This window comes from Pseudomonas sp. M1 (assembly GCF_022760135.1).
Taxonomy (GTDB): domain Bacteria; phylum Pseudomonadota; class Gammaproteobacteria; order Pseudomonadales; family Pseudomonadaceae; genus Pseudomonas; species Pseudomonas citronellolis.
Genome location: NZ_CP094343.1, coordinates 5986214 through 6009252 on the forward strand (window position 1 = coordinate 5986214; position 23039 = coordinate 6009252).

The 23039-nt window shown below is 68.3% G+C and carries 27 protein-coding genes and 1 riboswitch; of the genes, 13 read left to right on the forward strand and 14 right to left on the reverse strand.

Annotation, left to right across the window (positions count from 1 at the left end; translation table 11 throughout):
* Positions 1 to 903, reverse strand: coding sequence for a LysR family transcriptional regulator (locus tag PM1_RS26525; RefSeq protein WP_009617282.1), 903 nt, complete (start codon positions 901 to 903; stop codon positions 1 to 3).
* 103 nt (positions 904 to 1006) lie between these two features.
* Here PM1_RS26525 and PM1_RS26530 point away from each other — a divergent pair, with 103 nt between their 5' ends.
* The 3 genes from PM1_RS26530 to PM1_RS26540 all read left to right on the forward strand — a co-directional run bounded on the left by PM1_RS26530 (position 1007) and on the right by PM1_RS26540 (position 3712).
* Entirely contained in the window at positions 1007 to 1300 is a 294-nt protein-coding gene (locus PM1_RS26530; RefSeq protein WP_009617281.1) for a putative quinol monooxygenase, read from the forward strand.
* 9 nt (positions 1301 to 1309) lie between these two features.
* On the forward strand, positions 1310 to 2323 hold the full coding sequence (locus PM1_RS26535) for a zinc-binding alcohol dehydrogenase family protein (RefSeq protein ID WP_009617280.1): 1014 nt from the start codon (positions 1310 to 1312) through the stop codon (positions 2321 to 2323).
* A 285-nt stretch (positions 2324 to 2608) separates the two neighbouring features.
* Positions 2609 to 3712, forward strand: a complete 1104-nt coding sequence (locus PM1_RS26540) for an IS110 family transposase (RefSeq protein WP_009613826.1) — start codon at positions 2609 to 2611, stop codon at positions 3710 to 3712.
* 519 nt (positions 3713 to 4231) lie between these two features.
* Here the strand turns inward: PM1_RS26540 and PM1_RS26545 are convergent.
* The 12 genes from PM1_RS26545 to nrdR all read right to left on the reverse strand — a co-directional run bounded on the left by PM1_RS26545 (position 4232) and on the right by nrdR (position 13415).
* On the reverse strand, positions 4232 to 5032 hold the full coding sequence (locus PM1_RS26545; RefSeq protein WP_009617278.1) for a cobalamin-binding protein: 801 nt from the start codon (positions 5030 to 5032) through the stop codon (positions 4232 to 4234).
* A complete protein-coding gene (locus PM1_RS26550) occupies positions 5032 to 5448 on the reverse strand; it encodes a hypothetical protein (protein WP_009617277.1) in 417 nt (138 codons plus the stop codon). Before PM1_RS26550 ends, PM1_RS26545 begins: the two co-directional genes overlap by 1 nt.
* Positions 5445 to 6068: a GTP cyclohydrolase II gene (gene ribA, locus PM1_RS26555; protein WP_009617276.1), complete on the reverse strand. Its 624-nt coding sequence runs from the start codon at positions 6066 to 6068 to the stop codon at positions 5445 to 5447. Before ribA ends, PM1_RS26550 begins: the two co-directional genes overlap by 4 nt.
* Positions 6069 to 6330: 262 nt before the next feature.
* The gene (locus PM1_RS26560; protein ID WP_009617275.1) at positions 6331 to 6978 is read right to left on the reverse strand and encodes a retropepsin-like aspartic protease family protein; all 648 of its coding nucleotides are present in this window, start codon (positions 6976 to 6978) and stop codon (positions 6331 to 6333) included.
* Between the two features lie 99 nt (positions 6979 to 7077).
* Positions 7078 to 7593 carry a phosphatidylglycerophosphatase A family protein gene (locus PM1_RS26565; RefSeq protein ID WP_009617274.1) on the reverse strand — a complete coding sequence of 172 codons (516 nt, stop codon included), beginning with the start codon at positions 7591 to 7593 and terminating at the stop codon, positions 7078 to 7080.
* A gap of 5 nt (positions 7594 to 7598) precedes the next feature.
* Positions 7599 to 8558 carry a thiamine-phosphate kinase gene (gene thiL / locus PM1_RS26570; RefSeq protein WP_009617272.1) on the reverse strand — a complete coding sequence of 320 codons (960 nt, stop codon included), beginning with the start codon at positions 8556 to 8558 and terminating at the stop codon, positions 7599 to 7601.
* Positions 8559 to 8572: 14 nt separating this feature from the next.
* On the reverse strand, positions 8573 to 9052 hold the full coding sequence (gene nusB, locus PM1_RS26575) for a transcription antitermination factor NusB (RefSeq protein WP_009617270.1): 480 nt from the start codon (positions 9050 to 9052) through the stop codon (positions 8573 to 8575).
* Complete coding sequence (gene ribH, locus PM1_RS26580; RefSeq protein WP_009617268.1) at positions 9049 to 9525, reverse strand: 6,7-dimethyl-8-ribityllumazine synthase; 477 nt, start codon at positions 9523 to 9525, stop codon at positions 9049 to 9051. The genes nusB and ribH overlap by 4 nt, the downstream gene beginning before the upstream one ends.
* Positions 9526 to 9625: 100 nt before the next feature.
* Complete coding sequence (gene ribBA / locus PM1_RS26585) at positions 9626 to 10720, reverse strand: bifunctional 3,4-dihydroxy-2-butanone-4-phosphate synthase/GTP cyclohydrolase II (protein ID WP_009617266.1); 1095 nt, start codon at positions 10718 to 10720, stop codon at positions 9626 to 9628.
* A gap of 14 nt (positions 10721 to 10734) precedes the next feature.
* Positions 10735 to 11397 (reverse strand): riboflavin synthase, encoded by a 663-nt coding sequence (locus tag PM1_RS26590; protein WP_009617264.1) that lies wholly within the window; start codon positions 11395 to 11397, stop codon positions 10735 to 10737.
* 176 nt (positions 11398 to 11573) lie between these two features.
* Positions 11574 to 11739, reverse strand: a riboswitch (FMN riboswitch).
* Positions 11740 to 11853: 114 nt separating this feature from the next.
* On the reverse strand, positions 11854 to 12954 hold the full coding sequence (ribD, locus tag PM1_RS26595) for a bifunctional diaminohydroxyphosphoribosylaminopyrimidine deaminase/5-amino-6-(5-phosphoribosylamino)uracil reductase RibD (RefSeq protein ID WP_009617262.1): 1101 nt from the start codon (positions 12952 to 12954) through the stop codon (positions 11854 to 11856).
* Positions 12951 to 13415, reverse strand: a complete 465-nt coding sequence (nrdR, locus tag PM1_RS26600; RefSeq protein WP_024128042.1) for a transcriptional regulator NrdR — start codon at positions 13413 to 13415, stop codon at positions 12951 to 12953. Before nrdR ends, ribD begins: the two co-directional genes overlap by 4 nt.
* Before the next feature lie 163 nt (positions 13416 to 13578).
* Here nrdR and PM1_RS26605 point away from each other — a divergent pair, with 163 nt between their 5' ends.
* The 3 genes from PM1_RS26605 (at position 13579) to trxA (ending at position 15812) form a co-directional block, all read left to right on the forward strand.
* The gene (locus tag PM1_RS26605; protein ID WP_009617258.1) at positions 13579 to 14025 is read left to right on the forward strand and encodes a YbaY family lipoprotein; all 447 of its coding nucleotides are present in this window, start codon (positions 13579 to 13581) and stop codon (positions 14023 to 14025) included.
* Complete coding sequence (locus tag PM1_RS26610) at positions 14022 to 14681, forward strand: class I SAM-dependent methyltransferase (protein WP_009617255.1); 660 nt, start codon at positions 14022 to 14024, stop codon at positions 14679 to 14681. Before PM1_RS26605 ends, PM1_RS26610 begins: the two co-directional genes overlap by 4 nt.
* Positions 14682 to 14942: 261 nt before the next feature.
* Entirely contained in the window at positions 14943 to 15812 is an 870-nt protein-coding gene (gene trxA / locus PM1_RS26615; protein ID WP_009617254.1) for a thioredoxin, read from the forward strand.
* Positions 15813 to 16124: 312 nt separating this feature from the next.
* Here the strand turns inward: trxA and PM1_RS26620 are convergent, their stop codons facing one another.
* Entirely contained in the window at positions 16125 to 16487 is a 363-nt protein-coding gene (locus PM1_RS26620) for a hypothetical protein (RefSeq protein WP_024128041.1), read from the reverse strand.
* Positions 16488 to 16622: 135 nt separating this feature from the next.
* Here PM1_RS26620 and PM1_RS26625 point away from each other — a divergent pair, with 135 nt between their 5' ends.
* The 7 genes from PM1_RS26625 to PM1_RS26655 all read left to right on the forward strand — a co-directional run bounded on the left by PM1_RS26625 (position 16623) and on the right by PM1_RS26655 (position 23027).
* Positions 16623 to 17189, forward strand: coding sequence for a DUF2796 domain-containing protein (locus PM1_RS26625; RefSeq protein WP_009617251.1), 567 nt, complete (start codon positions 16623 to 16625; stop codon positions 17187 to 17189).
* 8 nt (positions 17190 to 17197) lie between these two features.
* Positions 17198 to 17905: an ABC transporter ATP-binding protein gene (locus tag PM1_RS26630; protein ID WP_009617249.1), complete on the forward strand. Its 708-nt coding sequence runs from the start codon at positions 17198 to 17200 to the stop codon at positions 17903 to 17905.
* Between the two features lie 2 nt (positions 17906 to 17907).
* Positions 17908 to 19173: an ABC transporter permease gene (locus tag PM1_RS26635; RefSeq protein ID WP_009617248.1), complete on the forward strand. Its 1266-nt coding sequence runs from the start codon at positions 17908 to 17910 to the stop codon at positions 19171 to 19173.
* An 8-nt stretch (positions 19174 to 19181) separates the two neighbouring features.
* Positions 19182 to 19709 carry a DUF3299 domain-containing protein gene (locus tag PM1_RS26640; RefSeq protein ID WP_009617246.1) on the forward strand — a complete coding sequence of 176 codons (528 nt, stop codon included), beginning with the start codon at positions 19182 to 19184 and terminating at the stop codon, positions 19707 to 19709.
* A 135-nt stretch (positions 19710 to 19844) separates the two neighbouring features.
* Entirely contained in the window at positions 19845 to 20549 is a 705-nt protein-coding gene (locus PM1_RS26645; protein WP_009617244.1) for an OmpW/AlkL family protein, read from the forward strand.
* A 974-nt stretch (positions 20550 to 21523) separates the two neighbouring features.
* Complete coding sequence (locus tag PM1_RS26650; protein WP_009617242.1) at positions 21524 to 22054, forward strand: fimbrial protein; 531 nt, start codon at positions 21524 to 21526, stop codon at positions 22052 to 22054.
* Positions 22055 to 22268: 214 nt separating this feature from the next.
* Positions 22269 to 23027 (forward strand): fimbrial biogenesis chaperone, encoded by a 759-nt coding sequence (locus tag PM1_RS26655; RefSeq protein ID WP_009617240.1) that lies wholly within the window; start codon positions 22269 to 22271, stop codon positions 23025 to 23027.
* Positions 23028 to 23039: the final 12 nt, after the last annotated feature.

Sequence of the window (23039 nt, forward strand, 5' to 3'; positions counted from 1 at the left end):
TCAACGCCAGGGCGCGCCGCGCAGATGCTCGGCGCAGCGCTGCTGGACGAACTCGCGCAGCAAGGTCACCGGCGGGCTCAGCTGCGCGCGGTGGGTGCAGAACAGGTTCAGCGGCGCCGCCTCGCCCCGGTGGTCGGCCAGGGCCACCTCCAGGCGCCCGGCGCGCACGTCGGCGGCCACGTCCAGCCAGGACTTGTAGACCAGCCCGCGCCCGGCCACCGCCCAGCGCCGCACCACGTCGGCGTCGTCGCTGACGCGGTCGCCGCCCACCTCGACCGTCTCGTCACCGAAGCGCCAGCGTTCGTGCACACGGCCGCCGAGCATGTACAGCAGGCAGTTGTGCCGGGCCAGGTCCTGCGGCCGCTGCGGCCGGCCATGCAGGGCGAAATAGGCCGGCGCGCCGCACAGCACGCGGCGGTTGTCCGCCGCCAGGGGCAGCGCCACCAGGCTGGAGTCCGGCGGCTGGCCGAGGCGGATGGCCACGTCCACCGGCTGGCGGTAGAGGTCGGCCTGGCGGTCGCTGAGCAGCAGGCGCAGGAGCAGCCGCGGGTGCTGCGCCTGGAACTCGTCGAGCCAGGGCAACAGCACGTTGCGCCCCAGGTCCGAGGGCGCCGAGACCTGCAGTGGCCCGGCGATCTCGCTGCGCCCGCCGGCCAGCAGCTGGCGGCCCTCCTCCAGGCTCTGCAGCGAGGCCCGCGCATGGGCCAGGAACTGCTCGCCCTCGGCGGTCAAGCGCAGGCTGCGGGTGGAGCGGGCGAACAGGCGCGCCTGCAGGGCGCCCTCCAGGCGCTTGAGCGCGGCGCTGGCCACCGCCGGCGACACCTCCAGCTCGCGGGCCGCGGCGGACAGGCTGCCGCGCTCGGCGGTGCGGACGAACAACTGCAGGTCGTCGAAGCGCAGCATTTTCAATTTTCCTTTGAAAGAGACTTTCTTCCTACCCGGTTTTTCTTCACAACGAAAGAGCGGAGGATGCGCCCATCCCCCACTGCCGCAAGGAAGAGTCCCGATGAGCAGCCCCATTACCCTGATCGCCATCATCCGCGCCAAGCCCGGCCGCGCCGACGCCCTGCAGGCCCGCCTGGCCGAGCTGCGCGTGCCCTCGCGGGCCGAGCCCGGCTGCATCCAGTACGACCTGCACCGCGACCGCAAGGACGCGGACCTGATCTACATGATCGAGCAATGGCGCGACGAGGCCGCACTCGCCGAGCACGAGGCCAGCGAGCACTTCCAGGCCTTCGTCGCCGCCAGCCGGGACGACCTGGCCGAGCTCGACATCCGCCTGATGAACCGCATCGACTGAGGAGCCGCCATGAAAGCCATCGGTTACACCCACAGCCGCCCGATCGGCGCCGACGACGCCCTGCTCGACATCCAGCTGCCGGAGCCGACGCCCGGCCCGCGCGACCTGCTGGTGGAAGTCCGCGCCATTTCCGTCAACCCGGTGGACACCAAGGTGCGCCAGCGCGCGGAGCCTGCGGCTGGCGAATACAAGGTGCTGGGCTGGGACGCCGCCGGCGTGGTCCGCGCGGTGGGCAGCGAGGTCAGCCTGTTCCGCCCCGGCGACGAGGTGTTCTACGCCGGCGACCTGACGCGCCCGGGCAGCAACGCCGAACTGCAGCTGGTGGACGAACGCATCGTCGGCGCCAAGCCGGCCAGCCTCGACTTCGCCCAGGCCGCGGCCCTGCCGCTGACCAGCATCACCGCCTGGGAGCTGCTGTTCGAACGCCTGCAGATCGCCGAGGGCCCGGGCAGCACCGGGCAGAGCCTGCTGATCGTCGGCGCCGCCGGCGGCGTGGGTTCCATCCTCGTCCAACTGGCCCGGCACCTGACCGGCGTAACCGTGATCGGCACGGCCTCGCGGGCGGAAACCCAGGAATGGGTCCGCGACCTCGGCGCCCACCACGTCATCGACCACGGCAAGCCGCTGAGCGAGGAACTGCAGCGCATCGGCATCGGCCAGGTAAGCCACGTGGCCAGCCTGACGCACACCGACAGCCACCTGCAGCAGATAGTCGCCAGCCTGCGCCCGCAGGGCCGCCTGGGCCTGATCGACGACCCGGCGAACCTGAACGTGAGCCTGCTCAAGCAGAAGAGCCTGTCGCTGCACTGGGAGTTCATGTACACCCGCTCGATGTTCCAGACCGACGACATGATCGAGCAGCACCGTCTGCTGCAGCGCGTGTCCAGCCTGGTCGACCAGGGCGTGCTGCGCACCACCCTGGGCGAGCACTTCGGCCGCATCGACGCCGCCAACCTGCGCCGCGCCCACGCGCTGCTGGAGAGCGGCAAGGCCAAGGGCAAGATCGTGCTGGAGGGGTTCTGAGCGGCGGGGAGGCACGGTACGCCGCCCCCACGCCATCCCCATGTAGGAGCACGCCCTGCGCGCGAATCGCGGGCAGGGCCCGCTCGCCGGGAGGCACGGCATTCCTTTCCTGTAGGAGCGGACCTTGTCCGCGATAGCCGGAGGTTTCGGCGCGATTCGCGGATAAGATCCGCTTGCGCTGCCCCACCCGCACCGCTCCCCTGTAATTGGATGGACTCACCCTCACCGAGGCGTCGAGGCGCCACGGTGGCGGTCTAAGAAGCCACCGACAGTGAGGGTGAGTCCATGAAAAAGCATACGACGATGAATAAGCCGGTGTCTGCAACCGATGTATCGGTGTGCATGACAGTCGCCGTGGATCTGGCGAAAAAGGTCTTTCAGGTGGCGGGGGAAGACGCCCAGGGTCAACTGGCGTACGAACAGCGAATCAAGTCGCGTGAAGCGTTTCAGGTGTTTCTGCAGAAGCTGCCGGAGGGCGTGACGGTGCTGATGGAAACCGGCCCTGGAGCACAAGCCTGGGCCCGGCTGCTGCAGGCGCAGGGCAACCCGGTGCGTATCCTGCCGGCCCAGCGGGTGGCCGAGCACCGGAGCGGAGCGAAGAATGATCGCAATGATGCCCACGCCATTCTGCGGGCGGGCCGGGATAGCAGTATCGCGTCGGTGCCGGTGAAGAGCGTCGCGGCACTGGCGATGCAGGCCTGGCACCGGGTTCGGCGGGGCTATGTGCGGCGGCGCACCGCCATGGGTAATCAGATCCGCGGGCTGCTGCTGGAGCAGGGTATCGCCCTGGCGCAGGGGGATGTGGGCTTGAAGCAAGGTGTCACCCGGGTGCTGGAAGACGCCAGCCAGCCGTTGCCGGCGCTGCTGCGCGAGCTGATCGACGAGATGCTGAACGAATGGAAACGGCTGGGCGAGCGTATCGCCGCGCTGACCGGGCGTCTGGAAGCCTGTGCCGCCGCCGACCCGACAGCGAAACGGCTGATGACGGTACGCGGTATCGGTCCGATCACGGCCACGGCCTTGCTGGCCAAACAGGTCGAGCCGGAACGTTTCGCCAATGCGCGTCAGTTCGCTGCCTACTTCGGCATCGTGCCCGACCAGCACAGCAGCGGGCAGAAGGTAAGGCTGGGCAAGATGACCAAACGTGGCGACGCCTATGTGCGCAGCCTGATGGTCGTAGGCTCGCATGCGGTGTTGAAGCAACTGCGGCCCGATTCCGAACACCCGGACGATCGGCGCCTGCAGCGCTGGCTACAACGCCTGGGGCGCAAGGGCGCGGCAGTGCGACTGGCCAACCGCAACCTGCGTATCGCCTGGGTGCTGCTGTGCAGCGAACAGACCTACCAGCGCAAGCCGAATGCTTGCCGGGAGATGGAAATGAGCCACTGATCAACGAGTTCCCGCCAACGGGGCGCCAAGTCGCTCCAACCCTTGCTGAAGAACATTGACCCCTGGTCAGACCGTCGCGGATCGATGCCTACGCTCCTACCGGCCTTCGAGGCCTCTTTGTAATCGGCATTCCGCGGGCTTACCCAATGTTGGCCAGAAGCCCGACGTGGCTTCCTCGAACAGGCCTAATACATAGATGCAGTCGGGTTTTCATGTTCAAAAGCGGGTTGACGGTGGGGGTGAGTCCATACATAGGAGCGCGCCCTGCGCGCGAAATCGCGGGCAGGGCCCGCTCCTACAGTCCGCCGGGAGGCACGGCATTCCTCCCCCGTAGGAGCGGACCTTGTCCGCGATAGCCGGACATACCGACGCGATTCGCGAATGAGGTCCTACGCAGCAGGCGAGCACAGCTTTTCGTAGGAGCGCGCCCTGCGCGCGATTTCGCGGGCAGGGCCCGCTTACAGGTTATGGGGAGGTACGGCATCCCGGCCGGCGGATAACCGCGAACGGTTATCCGCCCTACGGCTCGGCCTTGGCGAGCAGGCGGCAGAGTTTTTCGGTGGCGGCCAGCATGGCGTAGCTCGGCCGCTCCAGGTTGCGGTCGGGCAGTACCCACAGCTGGTTCAGGCGCGTTGCGCTCAGCTGTTTCATGGTCCGCCATTGCGCCGCCTGTTCGGCATTGGGCGCCAGTATCACTTGCGGATCGCGGGCCAGCACCGCTTCCATGCCCACCTGCGGCGCCGGCTGCTGCAGGTCGTCGAACAGGTTGCGCGCGCCGCAGACCTGCAGGGCGTCGCTGACCACCTGGCGTCCGCCCAGGGTGTACAGCGGGCGGTTCCATACCTGGTAGAACAGCCGTAGCGGGTGCTCGCGGGCGTACTGCTGGCGCAGTTCGGCGATGCGCTGGCGGAAGCTGGCGGCCAGGGCCGTGGCCTTGTCCTGGGCGTCGAGCAGCGCGCCCAGCTCTTCCAGTTGGCTGGGGATATCCTCCAGCCGGTGCGGTTCGGCGACGTAGAGCTTCAGGCCCAGGCCCTTCAGCCGCGCCATCTGCGCATCGGGAATGCTGCCGGGCCAGACCAGCACCAGGTCCGGCCGCAGGCTCAGCAGGCGCTCCAGGTTCAGCTGCCCGTAGCGCCCCAGCGACGGCAGGGCCGCCAGTTGCGCCGGACGTTCGTCGCCGTCGAGCACACCCACCAGGCGCGCGCCGGCGCCCAGTTCCAGGACGCTGTCGGTCATCGAGGGCGACAGGCTCACCACCCGCTGCGCCGCCAGTGCCGGCAGGCCTAGCGATAGCAGCAGGATGGCGGCGAGCAGGCGCATCAGAGCAACTGGCGCGGCAGGCGGTACAGCCAGAGGATCAGCAGGCTGGTCAGCCCGAGGAGGATCAGCGCCACGCCGGACAGGTCGGTGAAGCACGCCAGCACGCCGATCCAGGCCGGCAGGCTGGCGCCGAGGACGCCATTGCGCCAGGTGCGCGCCAACTCCGCCCAAGCGGCGGGCTCTTCGGCCGTGTCACGGGCCTTGCCGGCGTCGATCAGGGCAAGCTTGTAGCGGCGGAACAGCGGCAGGGTGAAGTACATCGAGACCAGCGCAACGACGTACAGCGGGGTGGCCAGCACGGCCAGGGCGTCGATCTCGAAGCCCCATAGCAGCAGCGCCAGCAGCGGCCCGAGAGCCAGGGCCAGGTGCAGCCACCACAGACGCCCCAGGCGGCCGAACTCGGCGGCGCGGTTCACTGCGCCTCGATCTCCGCCTCGCCCTGGTGCAGCTCGCCGAGCATATGCCCGAGCTTGCCGGCCTTGGTCGCCAGGTAGCGCTTGTTGTGCGGGTTCAGGCCCTTCTGCAGGGGCACGCGCTCGGCCACGGTGAGGCCGTAGCCTTCCAGCGCCTTGACCTTGCGCGGGTTGTTGGTCATCAGCTTCAGCGAGCAGACGCCCAGGTGCTGCAGCATCGGCAGGCACATGGCGTAGTCGCGCTGGTCGGCGCCGAAGCCCAGCCTGAGGTTGGCTTCGACCGTGTCCGCGCCTTCGTCCTGCAGGGCGTAGGCGCGGATCTTGTTCAGCAGGCCGATGCCGCGGCCTTCCTGGCGCAGGTACAGCAGCACGCCGCGGCCTTCGCGGGCGATGGCCGAGAGCGCGCCTTCGAGCTGGAAGCCGCAGTCGCAGCGCAGGCTGAACAGGGCATCGCCGGTCAGGCATTCGGAATGCAGGCGACCGAGCACCGGCTGGCCGTCGTCGATGGTGCCCATGGTCAGGGCGACATGTTCCTTGCCGGTTTCCTCGTCGAGGAAGCCATGCATGGTGAATTCGCCGAAGGGAGTGGGCAGCTTGGAGGCGGCGACGAACACGACGGACACCGGAAACTCCTGAAAGTCAGACAGTAGTAGGGAGCCGGCATTGTAACAGCAGTGCCGGGGCCGCCGTCATTGCGAAATCCGCAACTTGGCTATCGAAGCCATCGATGGATCGGCGATCTGGCAGAGTCCATTCACGGCCTCGCGAGCTAGAGCAGAACAAGGCGGGAACAGGTTCGGAAGCGCAGTTCAGGCCGCTAAATGAGCATTTCGAACCTGTTCCCAACGCAGTTATGCCGACGCGCAGCAGGCTGTGGAGGGGCTCTCAGTGTTTGGACTGGATATACATCATCCCCTGCTCCTCCCGCCAACCGACGCGGTTGAGGAAGCTCATGCCCAGCAGGATCTCGGTGGGGAACTCGCCTTCCAGCACGCTGGCGTCGACGCCCAGCACCTCGATGCCGCCGAGCTTCACGCTGTTCAGGCTGATGCGCCAGCCCTTGACGGTGCCGCTGGCGGTGGAGGCGACCATGGGCTTGCCGACCACCCGGTAGTCGATGCCCAGGCGCCGCGCCTGGGCTTCGTTCATGGCCACCGTGGTGGCGCCGGTGTCGACCAGGAACTGGGCGTTCTGGCCGTTGATCGAGCCGGACACCCAGTAATGCCCGCCGGTGCCGCGGGCGATGCTCATTTCCTGCACCGGCGCCGGGGCCGAGTAGCCGCTGGCGTTGTATTCGCGGCTCAGTTCGTAGGTGCGTTCCACGCCCTCGACGCGCAGCACCGCCTTGTGCGCGTCGGCGCTGACCACCTGCACGCCCTGCGGCCCGGTCTCGCCGACGCGGAGGAACTTGCGCTGGCCGTCGATGTTGACCACCGCGGCGTTGGGGAACAGCCCCACCACCCACACCTGCGGGGCGGCGAGGGCCGCGCTGGCGGCAAGGGCGAGGCTCAGGGCGGGCAGCAGGCGCAGCATGGTGGGGCTCCTTGTCGGCTGGCGCGAGGGTGGCGCCACGTTACACCGGCGCCGCTGCGCCGTCAGTGATGAAGTCGGCTGTCGTCAGGGCGGCTGTCGTCAGAGCAGCCAGGTGGCCCAGGCCCAGACCAGGCCCTGCATGGCCAGCCAGGCGAAGACCCCGGCGAGGACGTCGTCGAGCATGATGCCAACGCCGCCGTGCACGTGGCGGTCGACCCAGCGGATCGGCCAGGGCTTGAGGATGTCGAAGAAGCGGAACACCAGGAAGCCCACCAGCAGCCACCACCAGCCCTCGGGCACCAGCCAGAGGGTGATCCACATGCCGACCATCTCGTCCCAGACGATGCCTTCGTGGTCGTGCACGCGCAGGTCGTCGGCGACCTTGCCGCACAGCCAGAAGCCGAACAGCATGGTCAGCCCCAGCATCAGCCAGTAGCCCCAGTCCGGCAGCAGCTGCCACAGCGGGACGAAGGGGATGGCCACCAGCGAGCCCCAGGTGCCCGGCGCCTTGGGCAGAGTTCCGGAGCCGAAGCCGAAGGCCAGGAAATGCCAGGGGTTGCGCCAGACCGACGGCGGCACGGGCTGGGCGGGGGCTTGGTCGGGATGTTCGGGCACTGCGGTCACTCCGTGAAATGCAGGTAGCCGCCCTGGCGCGGCGTGATGTCGTGGCCTGCGGCGTCCAGCACGTGCACCCCGCTGCCGGCCTCGACGCGGCCGATGGCCGCCAGCTGCGGCCATTGCGCCTGCAGAACCGGCAACTGCGCGGGCGGCAGGGTGAAGGCGATGACGTAGTCGTCGCCGGCGCCGAGCTTGGCCTGCAGCGCGCGCTCGGCGCCCAGCAGGCTTTCCAGCGACGCGCTGGCCGGCAGGCGTTCGGCTTCGATGATCAAGGCCACATTGGAGGCGCGGGCGATGTGGCCGCAGTCGGCGAGCAGGCCGTCGGACACGTCCAGCGCCGCCGTGGCGCGACCGCGCAGGGCCTGGCCGAGGGCCAGTTGCGGCTGCGGCGCCCAGTAGCGCGCCAATAACGGCTCGGCCACTCCGGGTTCGGCGGCCAGGCGGCCGAGCACCAGCTCCAGGGCGCCGCCGGCCTCGCCGACCGGGCCGCCGACGCAGAGCAGGTCGCCGGGACGGGCGCCGCTGCGGGTCAGCGCCTGGCCGACGGGCACCTGGCCGAATACGGTGAGGGTCATGCTCAGCGGGCCGCGGGTGGTGTCGCCGCCGACCAGCGCCAGGCCGCAGGCCGCGGCCATGCGGTTCAGGCCCTGGGCGAAGGCTTCCAGCCAGGTCGGATCGGCTTCGGGCAGGGTCAGGGCGAGGGTGAAGGCCAGGGGCGCGGCGCCCATGGCCGCCAGGTCGCTGGCGGAAACCGCCAGGGCGCGCTGGCCGAGCAGGAAGGGATCGCACAGCGCGGGGAAATGCACGCCGGCCACCAGGGTGTCGGTGGACACCGCCAGTTGCTGCCCGGCGGCCGGCGCCAGCAGGGCGCAGTCGTCGCCGATGCCCAGGGCCACGCCATCGGCCGCGGCCGCACAGGCGGCCGCGGCGAAATAGCGGCGGATCAGTTCGAACTCACCCATGCCTTGCGGCGGACTCAGCGCTTGGCGCCGCGCAGCTCGGCGGCGCGCAGACGCGGCGCCAGCTTGTCCAGCACACCGTTGACGAACTTGTGGCCGTCGGTGGCGCCGAAGGTCTTGGCCAGCTCGATGCCTTCGTTGATCACCACCTTGTAGGGCACGTCCAGGCGGTTGCGCAGCTCGTAGGTGGCCAGGCGCAGGATGGCCAGCTCGACCGGGTCGATCTCTTCCAGCGGGCGGTCCAGGCAGGGGGTGAATTCCTGGTCCAGCTCGGTCTTCAGGCGCGGCACGCCGTGGATGATCTCGTGGAAGTAGGCGCCGTCGACGTCGCTGAAGTCGTTGTCGGTGCGGAAGGTCGCCTCGATCTCGTTCAGCGGCTGGCCGGCCATCTGCCAGGAGTACAGGGCCTGCACCGCTAGGCTGCGGGCCTTGCGGCGCATGGCGATCTTGTTGGGCTTGGCCGGCTTGGACGGAGCGCCGTTGTCGTTGCTGCTCACTTGGCCTCCAGCTGCGACAGCAGGCTCACCATTTCCAGGGCGGACAGCGCGGCCTCGGCGCCCTTGTTGCCGGCCTTGGTGCCGGAGCGCTCGATGGCCTGCTCGATGGAATCGACGGTCAGCACGCCGAAGGCCACCGGCACGCCGAACTGCAGGGAAACCTGCGCCAGGCCCTTGGTGCACTCGCCGGCAACGTATTCGAAATGCGGGGTGCCGCCGCGGATCACCGCGCCGAGGGCGATGATGGCGTCGAACTCGCCGCGCTGGGCGACTTTCTGGGTCACCAGGGGGATCTCGAAGGCACCCGGGGCGCGGATGATGGTGATGTCGCCTTCGGTGACGCCGTGGCGCACCAGCGCGTCGATGGCGCCTTGCACCAGGCTTTCCACCACGAAGCTGTTGAAGCGGCCAACCACCAGGGCGAAGCGGCCTTTGGGGGCGATGAAGGTACCTTCGATGGTCTTCAGGGTCATGGGCAGGTCTCGTTTCGTTAAAGAGCCAGAGCGTCGGCGACGCTCCGCGAAATTAGGCTAGAAGAACAACGCCGCCGTGCCAGGGCACGGCGGCGCGGGTTCATTCGGCGGGCAGGTATTCTACAACTTCCAGGTCGAAACCGGATATCGCGTTGAAGCGCATCGGCGCCGACATCAGGCGCATCTTGCGCACGCCCAGGTCGCGGAGGATCTGCGAACCGGCGCCGACGGTGCTGTAGGTGGTGGTGGGCTTGGGCGCCGGCGCGCTGGCGGCGATCTCGCGCACGTGGGCCAGCAGGTCCTCGCCGCCGATCTGGTGGCCCAGCAGCAGCACCACGCCGCTGCCGGCCTCGGCCACCTTGGCCATGGCCGCGCGCAGGCTCCAGCGCCCGGCCTGGTTGACCATCAGCAGGTCGCGCAGCGGGTCCATGTTGTGCACGCGCACCAGGGTCGGCTCTTCCGCGCAGATCTCGCCCAGGGTCAGCGCCAGGTGCACCTCGCCCTCCACCGAGTCGCGGTAGGTGATCAGGTTGAACTGGCCCAGCTCGGTGTCCAGCGGCTGCTCGGCGAGGCGCTCGACGGTGCGCTCGTGGATCAGGCGGTAGTGGATCAGGTCGGCGATGGTGCCGATCTTGATGCCGTGCTGCTCGGCGAAGGCTTCCAGTTCCGGGCGGCGGGCCATGCTACCGTCGTCGTTCATGATCTCGCAGATCACCCCGGACGCCTCGAAGCCGCCCATGCGCGCCAGGTCGCAGGCCGCCTCGGTGTGGCCGGCGCGGGCCAGCACGCCGCCGGGCTGGGCCATCAGCGGGAAGATGTGGCCGGGGCTGACGATGTCGGCGGCCACCGCTTCCTTCGCGGCGGCGGCCTGCACGGTGCGTGCGCGGTCGGCGGCGGAGATGCCGGTGGTGACGCCTTCGGCGGCCTCGATGGAAACGGTGAACTTGGTGCCGAAGCCCGAGCCGTTGCGCTGCACCATCAGCGACAGGCCCAGGCGCTCGCAGCGCTCGCGGGTCATCGGCATGCAGATCAGGCCGCGGGCGTACTTGGCCATGAAGTTGATGTCTTCGGTGCGCACGCACTCGGCGGCCATGATCAGGTCGCCTTCGTTCTCGCGGTCCTCGTCATCCATGAGGATGACCATCTTGCCTTGGCGGATGTCTTCGACCAGTTCTTCGATGCTGTTGAGTGCCATCTGGGCAGCTCCTATCAATGCTTCATGAAGCCGTTTTCGGCCAGGAATGCTTCGGTGATGCCGCTGGCGGCGGGCTCGGCGGCCTTGTCGCCGAGCAGCAGGCGCTCCAGGTAGCGCGCCAGCAGGTCCACTTCCAGGTTCACCTGAAGACCGGGGCGGTAGTCGCCCATGATGGTCTCGCCCAGGGTGTGCGGGACTATGGTCAGCTCGAACTCGGCGCCATTCACCGCGTTGACCGTGAGGCTGGTGCCGTCGACGGTGATCGAGCCCTTCAACGCGATGTACCTGGCCAGCTCGCGCGGGGCGCGCACGGTGAACTGGATGGCGCGGGCGTTATCCTCGCGCTTGACGATCTCGCCGACGCCGTCGACGTGGCCGCTGACCAGGTGGCCGCCCAGGCGGGTGGTGGGGGTCAGGGCCTTCTCCAGGTTGACGCGGCTGCCGACCTTGAGCTGGGCGAAGGCGGTGCGCGCCAGGGTCTCGCGGCTGACGTCGGCCCAGAAGCCGTCGCCGGGCAGCTCCACGGCGGTCAGGCAGATGCCGTTGACGGCGATGCTGTCGCCGAGCTTGACGTCGGCGAGGTCGAGCTTGCCGGTCTGCACGTAGAGGCGCACGTCACCGCCCTTGGGGGTGATCGAGCGGATGCTGCCGATGGCTTCGATTATGCCGGTGAACATGGGGCCTCCCGGACGGCGCAATGCGGTTGCGCGCAGGCGTGCCGGCCGGCGCGAGCCAGCGCAGTGGAAACGAAGGGGCGGTGCATGGTGTTGGAACTCCTGTTTTGGGAAAAACAGGGCATACCGATCGAAGGGATACGACGCGCAGGCGTGCAGACGCACCTTGCGCAGGTTCATCCCGTTCTCTCTTCATCCGGACTGTTACCGTCGGCCCCGGGATCGCACCGGGTCTGCTGACCTTGCCGCTGCGGCGGTAAGCCGGTCGTGGCAAGCGCTCGCGGGCTCGACGCGTTGCGCGCCATCACCGCCGGTGGGGACTTGCACCCCGCCCTGAGAACGTCAATCGCGGCCGTTACAGCGTTGGCCGCGTGTGGCGTTTTACCACAGGCCGGCGCAAGTCGGAAGGTTCAGTTTGCTCTTCCCCCGCATTCGCAGGGAGTAGCGCAGACAATTCCGTCAGACCGGCCGCGCCGTGACCAGCCAGTCGTCGCCCACGGCGCGGATGTCGGCGATCTTCAGTTCGCGCGCCTCGGCCATCTTCTCCAGCGGCAGCTCCAGCAGCGGGCGGGCGCTGGAGCCCAGTAGCTTGGGCGCAACGAATATTTGGTACTCGTCCACCAGCCCCAGTCGGGCGAAGGCCCCGGCCAGGCGCGGGCCGGCTTCCACCAGCACTTCGTTGGCGCCGCGCGCGCCCAGTTCGGCGAGCAGCTTCGCCAGGTCGACGTGGCCATCGGCGCCGGGCAGCACCAGCAGTTCGCGGCCCTCGGCGGCGAAACCGTCGCGTTCGGCGCAGCTGGCCACCAGCGCCGGGCCGGCCTGGTAGAAAGCAGCGTCGGTCGGCACCCGCAGGCGGCCGTCCACCAGCACGCGCAGCGGCTGGCGCGCGGCGGCCAGGGCGGTCTGCTCGGCGTCCAGGCCCAGTTCGTCGGGGCGCACGGTCAGGCGGGCAGCGTCCAGCAGCACGGTATCGGCGCCGGAAAGCACCACGCTGGAGCGCGCCCGCAGGCGCTGCACGGCGCAGCGCGCGGCGGGGCCGGTGATCCACTGGCTCTCGCCGCTGGCCATGGCGGTGCGCCCGTCCAGGCTCATCGCCAGCTTGACGCGGACGAAGGGCAGGCCGGTCTCCATGCGCTTGATGAAGCCGGCGTTGATTTCCCGGGCCTCGGCCTCCAGCACGCCGCAGGCCACCTCGATGCCGGCCTCGGCCAGGCGCCGCAGCCCCTGCCCGGCGACCTGCGGGTTGGGGTCCTGCATGGCCGCCACCACACGGGCGACGCCGGCCTTCACCAGGGCATCGGCGCAGGGCGGGGTGCGGCCGAAGTGGCTGCAGGGCTCCAGGGTGACGTAGGCGGTGGCGCCGCGGGCGTTGTCGCCGGCCTGGCGCAGGGCGTGGACCTCGGCGTGGGGCTCGCCGGCGCGGACGTGCCAGCCTTCGCCGACCACCACGCCGCCCTTGACCAGCACGCACCCGACGCGGGGGTTGGGGTGGGTGGAATACAGCCCCTTGCGCGCCAGCTCCAGCGCGCGGGCCATCCAGGCCTGGTCGACGGCGCTCATTCCTTGGACGGCTCCCGGGCCAGGCGCTCGATTTCCTCGCGGAACTCGTTGAGGTCCTGGAAGCGCCGGTACACCGAGGCGAAGCGGATGTAGGCCACCTCGTCGAGCTTCTGCAGCTCGGCCATCACCAGCTCGCCGAGCACCCGCGACTTCACCTCGCGCTCGCCGGTGGCGCGCAGCTTGTGCTTGATGTGGGCGATGGCCTCTTCCAGGCGCTCGACGCTGACCGGACGCTTCTCCAGCGCGCGCTGCATGCCGGCGCGCAGCTTGTCCTCGTCGAACGGCTGGCGGCTGCCGTCCTGCTTGATCAGCCGCGGCATGACCAGCTCGGCGGTCTCGAAGGTGGTGAAGCGCTCGCCGCAGGCCAGGCACTCGCGGCGGCGGCGGACCTGGTCGCCCTCGGCGACCAGGCGGGAATCGATGACTTTGGTGTCGTGGGCACCGCAGAAGGGACAATGCATGGCAGAGAATGGCCCTACGAAATGGTGGCCCATGGTACCCCATCCGCCCGGGCCCTTCGACCGGCCGTTCGACGAAACATCCGGCGCCGCGCTCCCCGAGACAAGCCGCAGGCTTTACGCTATACAGGCGCCGCCCTGGAAACCGCCGCGAGGGAAATCGCCCATGCCGCACCGCCTTCTCTGCCTGCTCGCCCTGGCCCTGCTGGCCGCCTGTTCGAGCAAGCAACCCGCTCCGCAGCCTCCCGCCGCCAGCGCCCCGGCCAAGGCCGTCGCGACGCCGCTGCCGGCCAACCAGCGCGAATTGTCCGGGGTGCTCACCAGCAGCCGCGGCGCCTTGCCCGATGGCGCCGAAGTGGAACTGGCCCTGTTGTTGATGGACGAACGCGACCGCCCGCAGCGCGCCCTGGCCAGCCTGGAACTGGTGGGAAATGGCGGCGCCCTGCCTTTCAGCCTGCGCTACGACCCCAGCGACTTCCCCAGCGGCGGGCGCATCGAACTGCATGCGCGGGTGGCGCAGAACGGCCAGTTGGCCTGGCGCCTGCGCCCGCTGACCATCGCTCCCGGGCAGTCCCAGGCCCTCGGCGAGCTGCGCCTGGAGCCGGCGCCATGAAGGCTCCGCAGGACCTGCAACAGGCCCTGGGCGAACTGCTCGGCGACGCCCGCCTGGGCGCCGAGCGCCTGCCCGGCACCGACCTGGCGCTGTGGCTGATCGATGCGCAGAACATGGACCGCCAGTTCAGCCCCGACGAGACCCGCCGCATCCTCGAAGAGCCGCCCTACTGGTGCTTCTGCTGGGCCAGCGGCCTGGCCCTGGCGCGCTGGCTGGCCGAGCGCCCGCAGTGGGTGGCCGGAAAGCGTGTGCTGGACTTCGGCGCCGGCTCCGGCATCGCCGCCATCGCCGCGGCCAAGGCCGGCGCCGCCGAAGTGGTGGCCTGCGACCTCGACCCGCTGGCCCTGGCCGCCAGCTGCGCCAATGCCGAGCTGAACGGGGTGCAACTGAGCTATTCGGAAGACTTCTTCGGCGAGGAGGACCGCTACGACCTGATCCTGGTCGCCGACGTGCTTTACGACCGCGCCAACCTGCCGCTGCTCGACGCCTTCCTCGGCAAGGGCCGCGAGGCCCTGGTGGCCGACTCGCGGGTGCGCGACTTCCAGCACCCGCAGTACCGGCGCCTGGACATCCTCGACGCCTGCACCTGGCCGGACCTGGCCGAGCCCCACGAATTCCGCAAGGTCAGCCTCTATCACGCCAGCCGTCCCCTGTAGGAGCAACCGTCTGCGTCGAGGTGCTTTTCGTAGGATGGGTTGAGCTTGCGAAACCCATCGGGCCATGGTGATGGGTATCGCTTCGCTCAACCCATCCTACGGGCTTTCCTGGAACTGTAGGAAGCGGGCCCTGCCCGCGATTCGCGCGCAGGGCGCGCTCCTACAGGAACCCAGGGCGCGGCATTGCCTTGTTTCCGTCCGCCGCGCCCCCACTTATAGTGACCAGCCCCCTTTCGCCCCTTTCGCCCGACGAGAGCCCCCATGAGCGACACGCCCTACATCTTCGACGTCACCAGCGCCGACTTCGACCAGTTGGTGATCCAGAACTCCTTCCACAAGCCGGTGCTGGTCGACTTCTGGGCCGACTGGTGCGCGCCCTGCAAGGCGCTGATGCCGATGCTGGCGCAGGTCGCCGAGTCCTACCAGGGCGAGCTGCTGCTGGCCAAGGTCAACTGCGACGTCGAGCAGGACATCGTCATGCGCTTCGGCATCCGCAGCCTGCCCACCGTAGTGCTGTTCAAGGACGGCCAGCCGGTCGACGGCTTCGCCGGCGCACAACCGGAATCGGCGGTGCGGCAGATGCTGGAGCAGCACGTGCAGCCGCCGGCGGCCCCCGCCGCCAACCCGCTGGACGCCGCCGAAGCCGCCTTCGCCGAAGGCCGCTTCGCCGAGGCCGAGGCCCAGCTCAAGGCCCTGCTGGGCGAAGACAACACCAACGCCGCGGCGCTGATCCTCTACGCCCGCTGCCTGGCCGAGCGCGGCGAACTGGGCGAAGCCGAGACGGTGCTGGACGCGGTGAAGAGCGACGAGCACAAGTCCGCCCTGGCCGCCGCCCGCGCCCAGCTGACCTTCCTGCGCCAGGCCGCCGACCTGCCCGACGCCGCCACCCTGAAAACCCGCCTGGCGGCCGACGCCGGCGACGACGAGGCCGCCTACCAACTGGCCGTGCAGCAACTCGCGCGGCAGCAGTACGAAGCGGCGATGGACGGCCTGCTGCGCCTGTTCCAGCGCAACCGCGGCTACGGCGAAGACCTGCCGCGCAAGACGCTGGTGCAGGTGTTCGACCTGCTGGGCAATGAGCATCCGCTGGTGATCGCCTATCGGCGGAAGTTGGCCAATCTGCTGTATTGAGTGGCGGGGTTCGTTTCGTGTAGGAGCGAGCTTGCTCGCGAACCTGGCGCGGGGTTCAACTCCGCTCCCTCTCCCTAACCCTCTCCCTGAAGGGAGAGGGGACCGTTGGGCATAACTGGGGGTTCTGGAGTCAGCCGGCAGCGCCGTTGGTTTCCGGCTGAAACCATTCCTCCTCTCGGCACGGACTAGCCCCCTCTCCCTTCAGGGAGAGGGCTGGGGAGAGGGAAAGGCGCCACACCCAGCATCAGAGCATCCGGTTGGCACCGTTCGCGAGCAAGCTCGCTCCTACGAAAAGCAAAAATCAAAAAGCTCCTACTCCCCCACCCAGGTAAACACCTGAGTCCCCTCCCGCACCTCGATCCTCACATCCGGACTGTGCCGCAAACGCACCAGCAACCCCTTGGCCGCGCCGGCACTACCAGCCAGGGCGGCCAGTTCGTCGAGCAACTGCGGGCCTTCATAGCTGCCGGCCTGGCGCAGCAGGTCGCGGGCCGCCTGCCACAGGCGATCAACGCCGCTGGGCGCCACCGGCGGGTTATCCACAGGCGCTGCCGGCGCGGCGACCGGTGCGGCGGGCGCATGGCGCAGTGCCGCGCCCAGGCGTTGCCACTCTTCCTCGTCCAGTTCCAGGCTCAGGTCCACCGGCCAGTCGCCGATGCTTCCACGGATTCGCATGTCGGTTTCCTCCTGCATGGCCGGCATGCTCCCACGCCTGCCCGGCCGCGCCAATCTCCCGGAGCGCCTCTAGCCAGCCGCAATATTTCGTTATAACGTAACGCACCCTCGATTTTCCCCTCCCGGAGACCGTCCATGCGCCCCTTGCTGCTTGCCCTCGCCCTGATCCCCTTCGCCGCCGCCCAGGCCCATGACGAACACGAGCATGGCAGCCTCGGCAAGCACGAGCACGGCGTGGCCCAGCTCAACGTCGCGCTGGACGGCAACACCCTGGAGCTGGAAGTGGACAGCCCGGCGATGAACTTCGTCGGCTTCGAGCACCCGGCCAGCAGCGCCGCCGACCAGGCCACCGTGGCCGCCGCCCGCGCCCAGCTGGGCAAGCCGCTGGAGCTGGTGCAGGCGCCGGCCGCGGCCAAGTGCGGCGTCGCCGAGGTGGAACTGGAAAGCCCGCTGTTCGGCAATGCCAAGGCCCATGAGCACGACCACGACGACGATGGCGACGAGCACAAAGGCCACCAGCACAGCGACATCAACGCCCACTACAAGCTGACCTGCGCCGCGCCCGAGGCCCTTACCAGCCTCGATTTCGCCCCGCTGTTCAAGCGCTTCCCCGGCACCCAGAAGCTGGTGGTGCAGCTGATCGGCCCGAACGGCCAGCAGGGCGCCGAGCTGACCCCGGCCAGCAGCCTGCTGAAGTTCTGACGCGCCCCATGGACACCCTGCTCGAACTCCGCGACCTCGGCTTCGCCTGGCCCGGCCAGGCGGAGCTGCTGGACATCCCGCAGTTTTCCCTCGGCCGTGGCGAGACGCTGTTCCTCAAAGGCCCCTCCGGCAGCGGCAAGACCACCCTGCTCGGCCTGCTGGGCGGCGTGCAGAAGCCCCGGCGCGGCAGCATCCGCCTGCTCGGCGAGGATCTGGCGCAGCTTTCCGCCGCGCGCCGCGACCACTTCCGCGTCGACCACACCGGCTACATCTTCCAGCAGTTCAATCTGCTGCCGTTCCTCTCGGTGCGGGAGAACGTCGAGCTGCCCTGCCACTTCTCGCGCAGCCGCGCGGCCCGCGCCCGCGAGCGCCACGGCAGCGTCGGCGAAGCCGCCAGCGCCCTGCTCGCGCACCTGGGCCTGGGCGACGCGGCGCTGCTGCAGCGGCGCGCCGACAACCTCTCGATCGGCCAGCAGCAGCGCGTCGCCGCGGCGCGCGCGCTGATCGGCCAGCCGGAACTGGTGATCGCCGACGAGCCGACCTCGGCGCTGGACGCCGACGCCCGCGAAGCCTTCCTCCAACTGCTGTTCGCCGAATGCCGCGCGGCCGGCGCCAGCCTGCTGTTCGTCAGCCACGACCAGAGCCTGGCGCCGCTGTTCGACCGCAGCCTGTCGCTGGCCGACCTCAACCGCGCCGCCACCGCCCCCGGGATCTGAGCATGTACCTGTTGCGCCTGGCCCTGGCCAGCCTTTCCAACCGCCGTTTCACCGCGTGGCTCACGGTCTTCGCCATCGCCCTCTCCGCCTGCCTGCTGCTGGCCGTGGAGCGGGTGCGCAGCGAGGCCCGCGCCAGCTTCGCCAGCACCATTTCCGGCACCGACCTGATCGTCGGCGCGCGCTCGGGCTCGATCAACCTGCTGCTGTACTCGGTGTTCCGCATCGGCAACGCCACCAACAACATCCGCTGGGAGAGCTTCGAGACGGTCAAGGCCAGCCCGCTGGTGAAATGGGCCATCCCCATCTCCCTGGGCGACTCGCACCGCGGCTACCGGGTGATGGGCACCGACACCGGCTACTTCGAGCACTACCGCTACGGCCGCGACCAGCAGCTGCAACTGGCCGAGGGCCGGCCCTTCGGCCAGGACCTGTTCGACGTGGTGCTCGGCGCCGAGGTGGCCGAGGCGCTGCACTACAAGCTGGGCGACCACATAGTGCTGAGCCACGGGGTGAGCACCATCAGCCTGGTGCAGCACGACGACAAGCCATTCACCGTGGTCGGCATCCTCAAGCGCACCGGCACCCCGGTGGACCGCACCCTGCACATTTCCCTGGCCGGCATGGAGGCGCTGCACGTCGACTGGAAGAACGGCGTGCCGGCCCGCGGCGCCGGGCGCATCAGCGCCGACCAGGCACGCCACATGGACCTGCAGCCGACCGCCATCACCGCCTTCCTGCTCGGCCTGAAGAGCAAGGTGGCGACCTTCGCCCTGCAGCGGCAGATCAACGAATACGACGGCGAGCCGCTGCTGGCCATCCTCCCCGGCGTGGCCCTGCAGGAGCTGTGGGGGCTGATGGGCACGGCGGAGAAGGCGCTGTTCGTGGTCTCGCTGTTCGTAGTGCTGACCGGCCTGATCGGCATGCTCACCGCCATCCTCACCAGCCTCAACGAACGCCGCCGCGAGATGGCCATCCTGCGCTCGGTGGGCGCGCGGCCCTGGCACGTGTTCAGCCTGCTGCTGGCCGAGGCCTTCGCCCTGGCGCTGGCCGGCGTCACCCTCGGCCTGGGCCTGCTGTACGCCGGCATCGCCGCCGCCCAGGGCTACGTGCAGGCCAACTACGGCATCTTCCTGCCGCTGGCGGCGCCGAGCGCCTATGAGTGGTCGCTGCTCGGCGGCATACTGCTGGCCGCCCTACTGATCGGCTGCGTGCCGGCCTGGCGCGCCTATCGTCAGTCGCTGGCCGACGGCCTGTCGATCCGCATCTGAGTAGCCCCATGAAAACAACCGCCTCCGCCTTCCTCGCCCTGTGCCTGCTCGCTACCAGCGCGGCCTGGGCCGCCACGCCGCAGACGCTGACCTGGCCGCAGCTGATCCCCGAGGGCGCGCCGCCGCCCCCGCCGCCGGTGCCGCTGCACGACATTTCCCAGCTCAGCGACGCGCTCAACGCCGAGAGCGGCCCGGCGGCCAAGCAGCAGTCGCCGGCCGCCCCGGTGGTGCAGGCGCTGGACGGCCAGCAGGTGAAGCTGCCCGGCTACATAGTGCCGCTGGACGTCGGCCAGGACGGCGAGGTCAACGAGTTCCTCCTGGTGCCCTACTACGGCGCCTGCATCCACGTGCCGCCGCCGCCGTCCAACCAGATCGTCTACGTGCACCAGGCCCACGGGGTGAAGATGGACGAGCTGTACCAGCCCTACTGGGTGGTCGGGCGCATGCAGGTGAAGCACATCGACAGCGACCTGGCCCAGGCCGGCTACCAGCTCAAGGCCGACGAGGTCACGCCCTACGAATACGAGGGCGAATGACCTGCGACCATCTGCCACAGGCATTACCCCTACGAGGTAGGGGGGCTTTATTGAGCTGAATCAAGAAGAATCGCTTAGCGCTGTCTACCATGATGCTTACCAACGCTTATTCCAAAATCATGGAGCATCACCATCATGCGCAAGTCCTGGCTCACCGCCTCCCTGCTCGCCGCCGCCGTATCCACGCCGTTCGCCGCCCAGGCTGCGGACATCCAGGGCCACAAGGCCGGTGACTTCATCGTCCGTGGCGGCTTCGCCACCGTCGACCCCAACGACGACAGCGGCAACCTCAAGCTCGACGGCGGCAAGGTCGGCGGCACCAAGGCCACCGTGGACAGCGATACCCAGCTGGGCCTGACCTTCAGCTACCTGATCACCGACAAGATCGGTGTCGAGCTGGTCGCCGCCACCCCGTTCAACCACCAGGTCGACGTCAAGGGCCTCGGCCCAGGCCTGGACGGCAAGCTGGCCGACATCAAGCAGCTGCCGCCGACCGTGCTGCTGCAGTACTACCCCATGGGCGGCACCAACTCCGCCTTCCAGCCCTACGGCGGCCTGGGCGTGAACTACACCACCTTCTTCGACGAAGACCTGGCCGGCTTCCGCAAGGACCAGGGCTTCAGCAACCTGAAGCTGCAGGACTCCTGGGGCCTGGCCGGCGAACTGGGCTTCGACTACATGCTCAACGAGCACGCCCTGTTCAACGTTGCCGTGTGGTACATGGACATCGACACCAAGGCCAGCGTCAACGGCCCGGGCGCCCTGGGCATCCAGAAGACCAAGGTCGACGTGGACGTCGATCCGTGGGTGTACATGATCGGCTTCGGTTACAAGTTCTAAGCGCCTGACCACGATCTGTTGCGAGTCGGCATAACCGCGGTAGCTAAAAAGCCCTCGGCAAATGCCGGTAGTGCTGTCCACTCAAGAAAGAATGCCGTTTCTCTGTCTGGGAGAAACGGCATTTTTTCATTTGGGATGGGGCTTGGCTCTTGGCCCTGCGCTCCGATCTCGAACCCGTCATTCCCGCGAACGCGGGCCCAGAGACTTCTTGTTTGGGTGTGACGCGCCGCTTCGGCGTGCTCGGATATTTTTTGTTTCGCCCCCTCGGGCGAGTCACTTTTGTCAGTCGCCACAAAAGTAACCAAAAAGGCTTGCCCCAACATACGGGCCCGATAAAGCCGGGCTACCCTCACGAATTCCCCCGCCACGGAGGCCCGCCCCGAGGGTACGTCCCTGTAGCCCATCGGGGCTCTCGCGACATCCATGTCGCATGACCTCCTGAGCGCCGGTTTCGCTCGGCCTGCTGAAGGGGCGTTCCGGTGCGCGCGGATGTTTCTCTGGAAATCCAAAAGCCAGAGCAAGAGCGGACGCGCTTTTGCTTTTCGTAGGAGCAAGTTTGCTCGCGAACCCGCCAGTCACTGGGTTATTCCCCTTCGGGCCAGCGCAAGCGCTGTTCGCGATGGAGCCGCGTCCCGCGTTCGCGGGAATGACGTGGGGGGAGATAGGCATTTCAGGATGACTCAGGATTCGCCCCCCGCTCAGGACAGCCCCCTCTCCCGCTTGCGGGAGAGGGCTGGGGAGAGGGCGCTCTTAAACCCACCTGCATAGGACCCCGGTGTCCCCGCCAACGGTTATACGCCCTACATTCCAGGCAACTTGTTTTACTTCCTGCTTTTCAATAAGTAACCCACTTATATCCGTTGCCTACCTCATTCATAGGAATACACCTACGACTCATCAGAAGTTTCCTAATATTCGAAATTTCAGGAAGCAGGGAGAATTCACCTACCGAAAAACCTGCAAGGAAAAACTCCATGAAAAGTCTCACTCTCCCCGCAGCCGTACTCCTCGCCCTGGCGGCCGGTGGCGCCCAGGCAGCGACCGGTGGCCAGATCAGCTTCACCGGCCACGTTATGGAAGACACCTGCGAAGTCAGCGTGAACGGTGGCGGCGCCGATGCCTCCATCAACCTGCCGTCGATCTCCACCAGCGACTTCGACACCGTGGGCTCCACCGCCGGCGAGCAGCGCTTCACCATCGCCCTGAACGGCTGCACCGTCGGCCAGACCTACAAGGTCGACTTCGCCTCGGCCAACGTCAACCCGACCACCGGCAACCTCGCCTTCAACGGCGAAGCCATGAGCATGTCCGGCATCGAGCTGCAGATCGCCAACGAAGAACTGGAAGCCATCGACCTGCGCACCAACGCCAACAACGTCAGTAAGCCCATGGACGAAGCCGGCCCGCTGGAATTCGCCTACTACGCCCGTTACGTACAGACCTCGGAACTGGTATCGCCCGGTACCGCCGACACCGCCCTGCTGTATTCCATCCGTTACGACTGACAGCGGCCCCGGATGCATCCCCCTCCCCATCGGGGGATGCACTCGGAATATTCATCACGCGCATGAACACATCGACGAAAGTTCATACACAGGCTGAATGAGTAAACGCACTTACAAGTTCTCCGGAAAACTTCACCGCCCGGGAACTTGCCAGTATGCCGGCCCCGCCTAGACTCCACCCAAAGTCCTTCTTTACAGAGAAGGAGGTTGCCCGATGCGTCCCGCTACCCACTTGTTCTTCCTGCTCGGTCTTTGCCTGCTGGCGTTCCAGGCCAACGCCAGCATCGTCATCACCGGCACCCGCGTGGTCTACCCGGCCGCCGAGCGGGACATCACCGTCAACATCCGCAACACCGGCAAGACGCCGTCGCTGATCAAGGCCTGGGTGGACAACGGCAAGGGCACGCCCGGCGCCGACAAGCAGGGGCGCTCGCCCTTCATCGTCACGCCGCCGGTCTCGCGGGTCGACCCGGACAAGGGCCTGCTGCTGCGTATCGCCAACATCGACCGCTCGCTGCCCCAGGACCGCGAATCGGTGTTCTGGCTGAACGTCCTGGAGGTGCCCTCGAGCAGCCCGGACAAGGCCGACGCGGCCGCCAGCAACAACAGCGCGGGCAAGCTGCAGGTGGCCTTCCGTTCGCAGCTCAAGCTGTTCTACCGCCCGGCCAAGCTCAAGGGCGTGGCCGCCGACGCGGCGCAGCAGCTGAAGTGGCGCATCGTTTCCGAGGGCGGCAAGAGCACGCTGCGCGCGGTCAACGACCTGCCCTACTCGGTGTCCCTGGCCCGCCTGCAACTGCGCTCGGGCGCCAGGCAATACGACAACGACGACCTGGACATGGTCCCGGCCAAGGGCAGCTACGGCATCGCCCTGCCCCGCGACGCGGCGGCCTGGGCCAGGCCCGGCGCACGGGTCCGCTACACCTGGATCAACGATTTCGGCGGCCTGATCGAAACCGAAGCCACCGTCGAGTAACCCTCCCTCGCG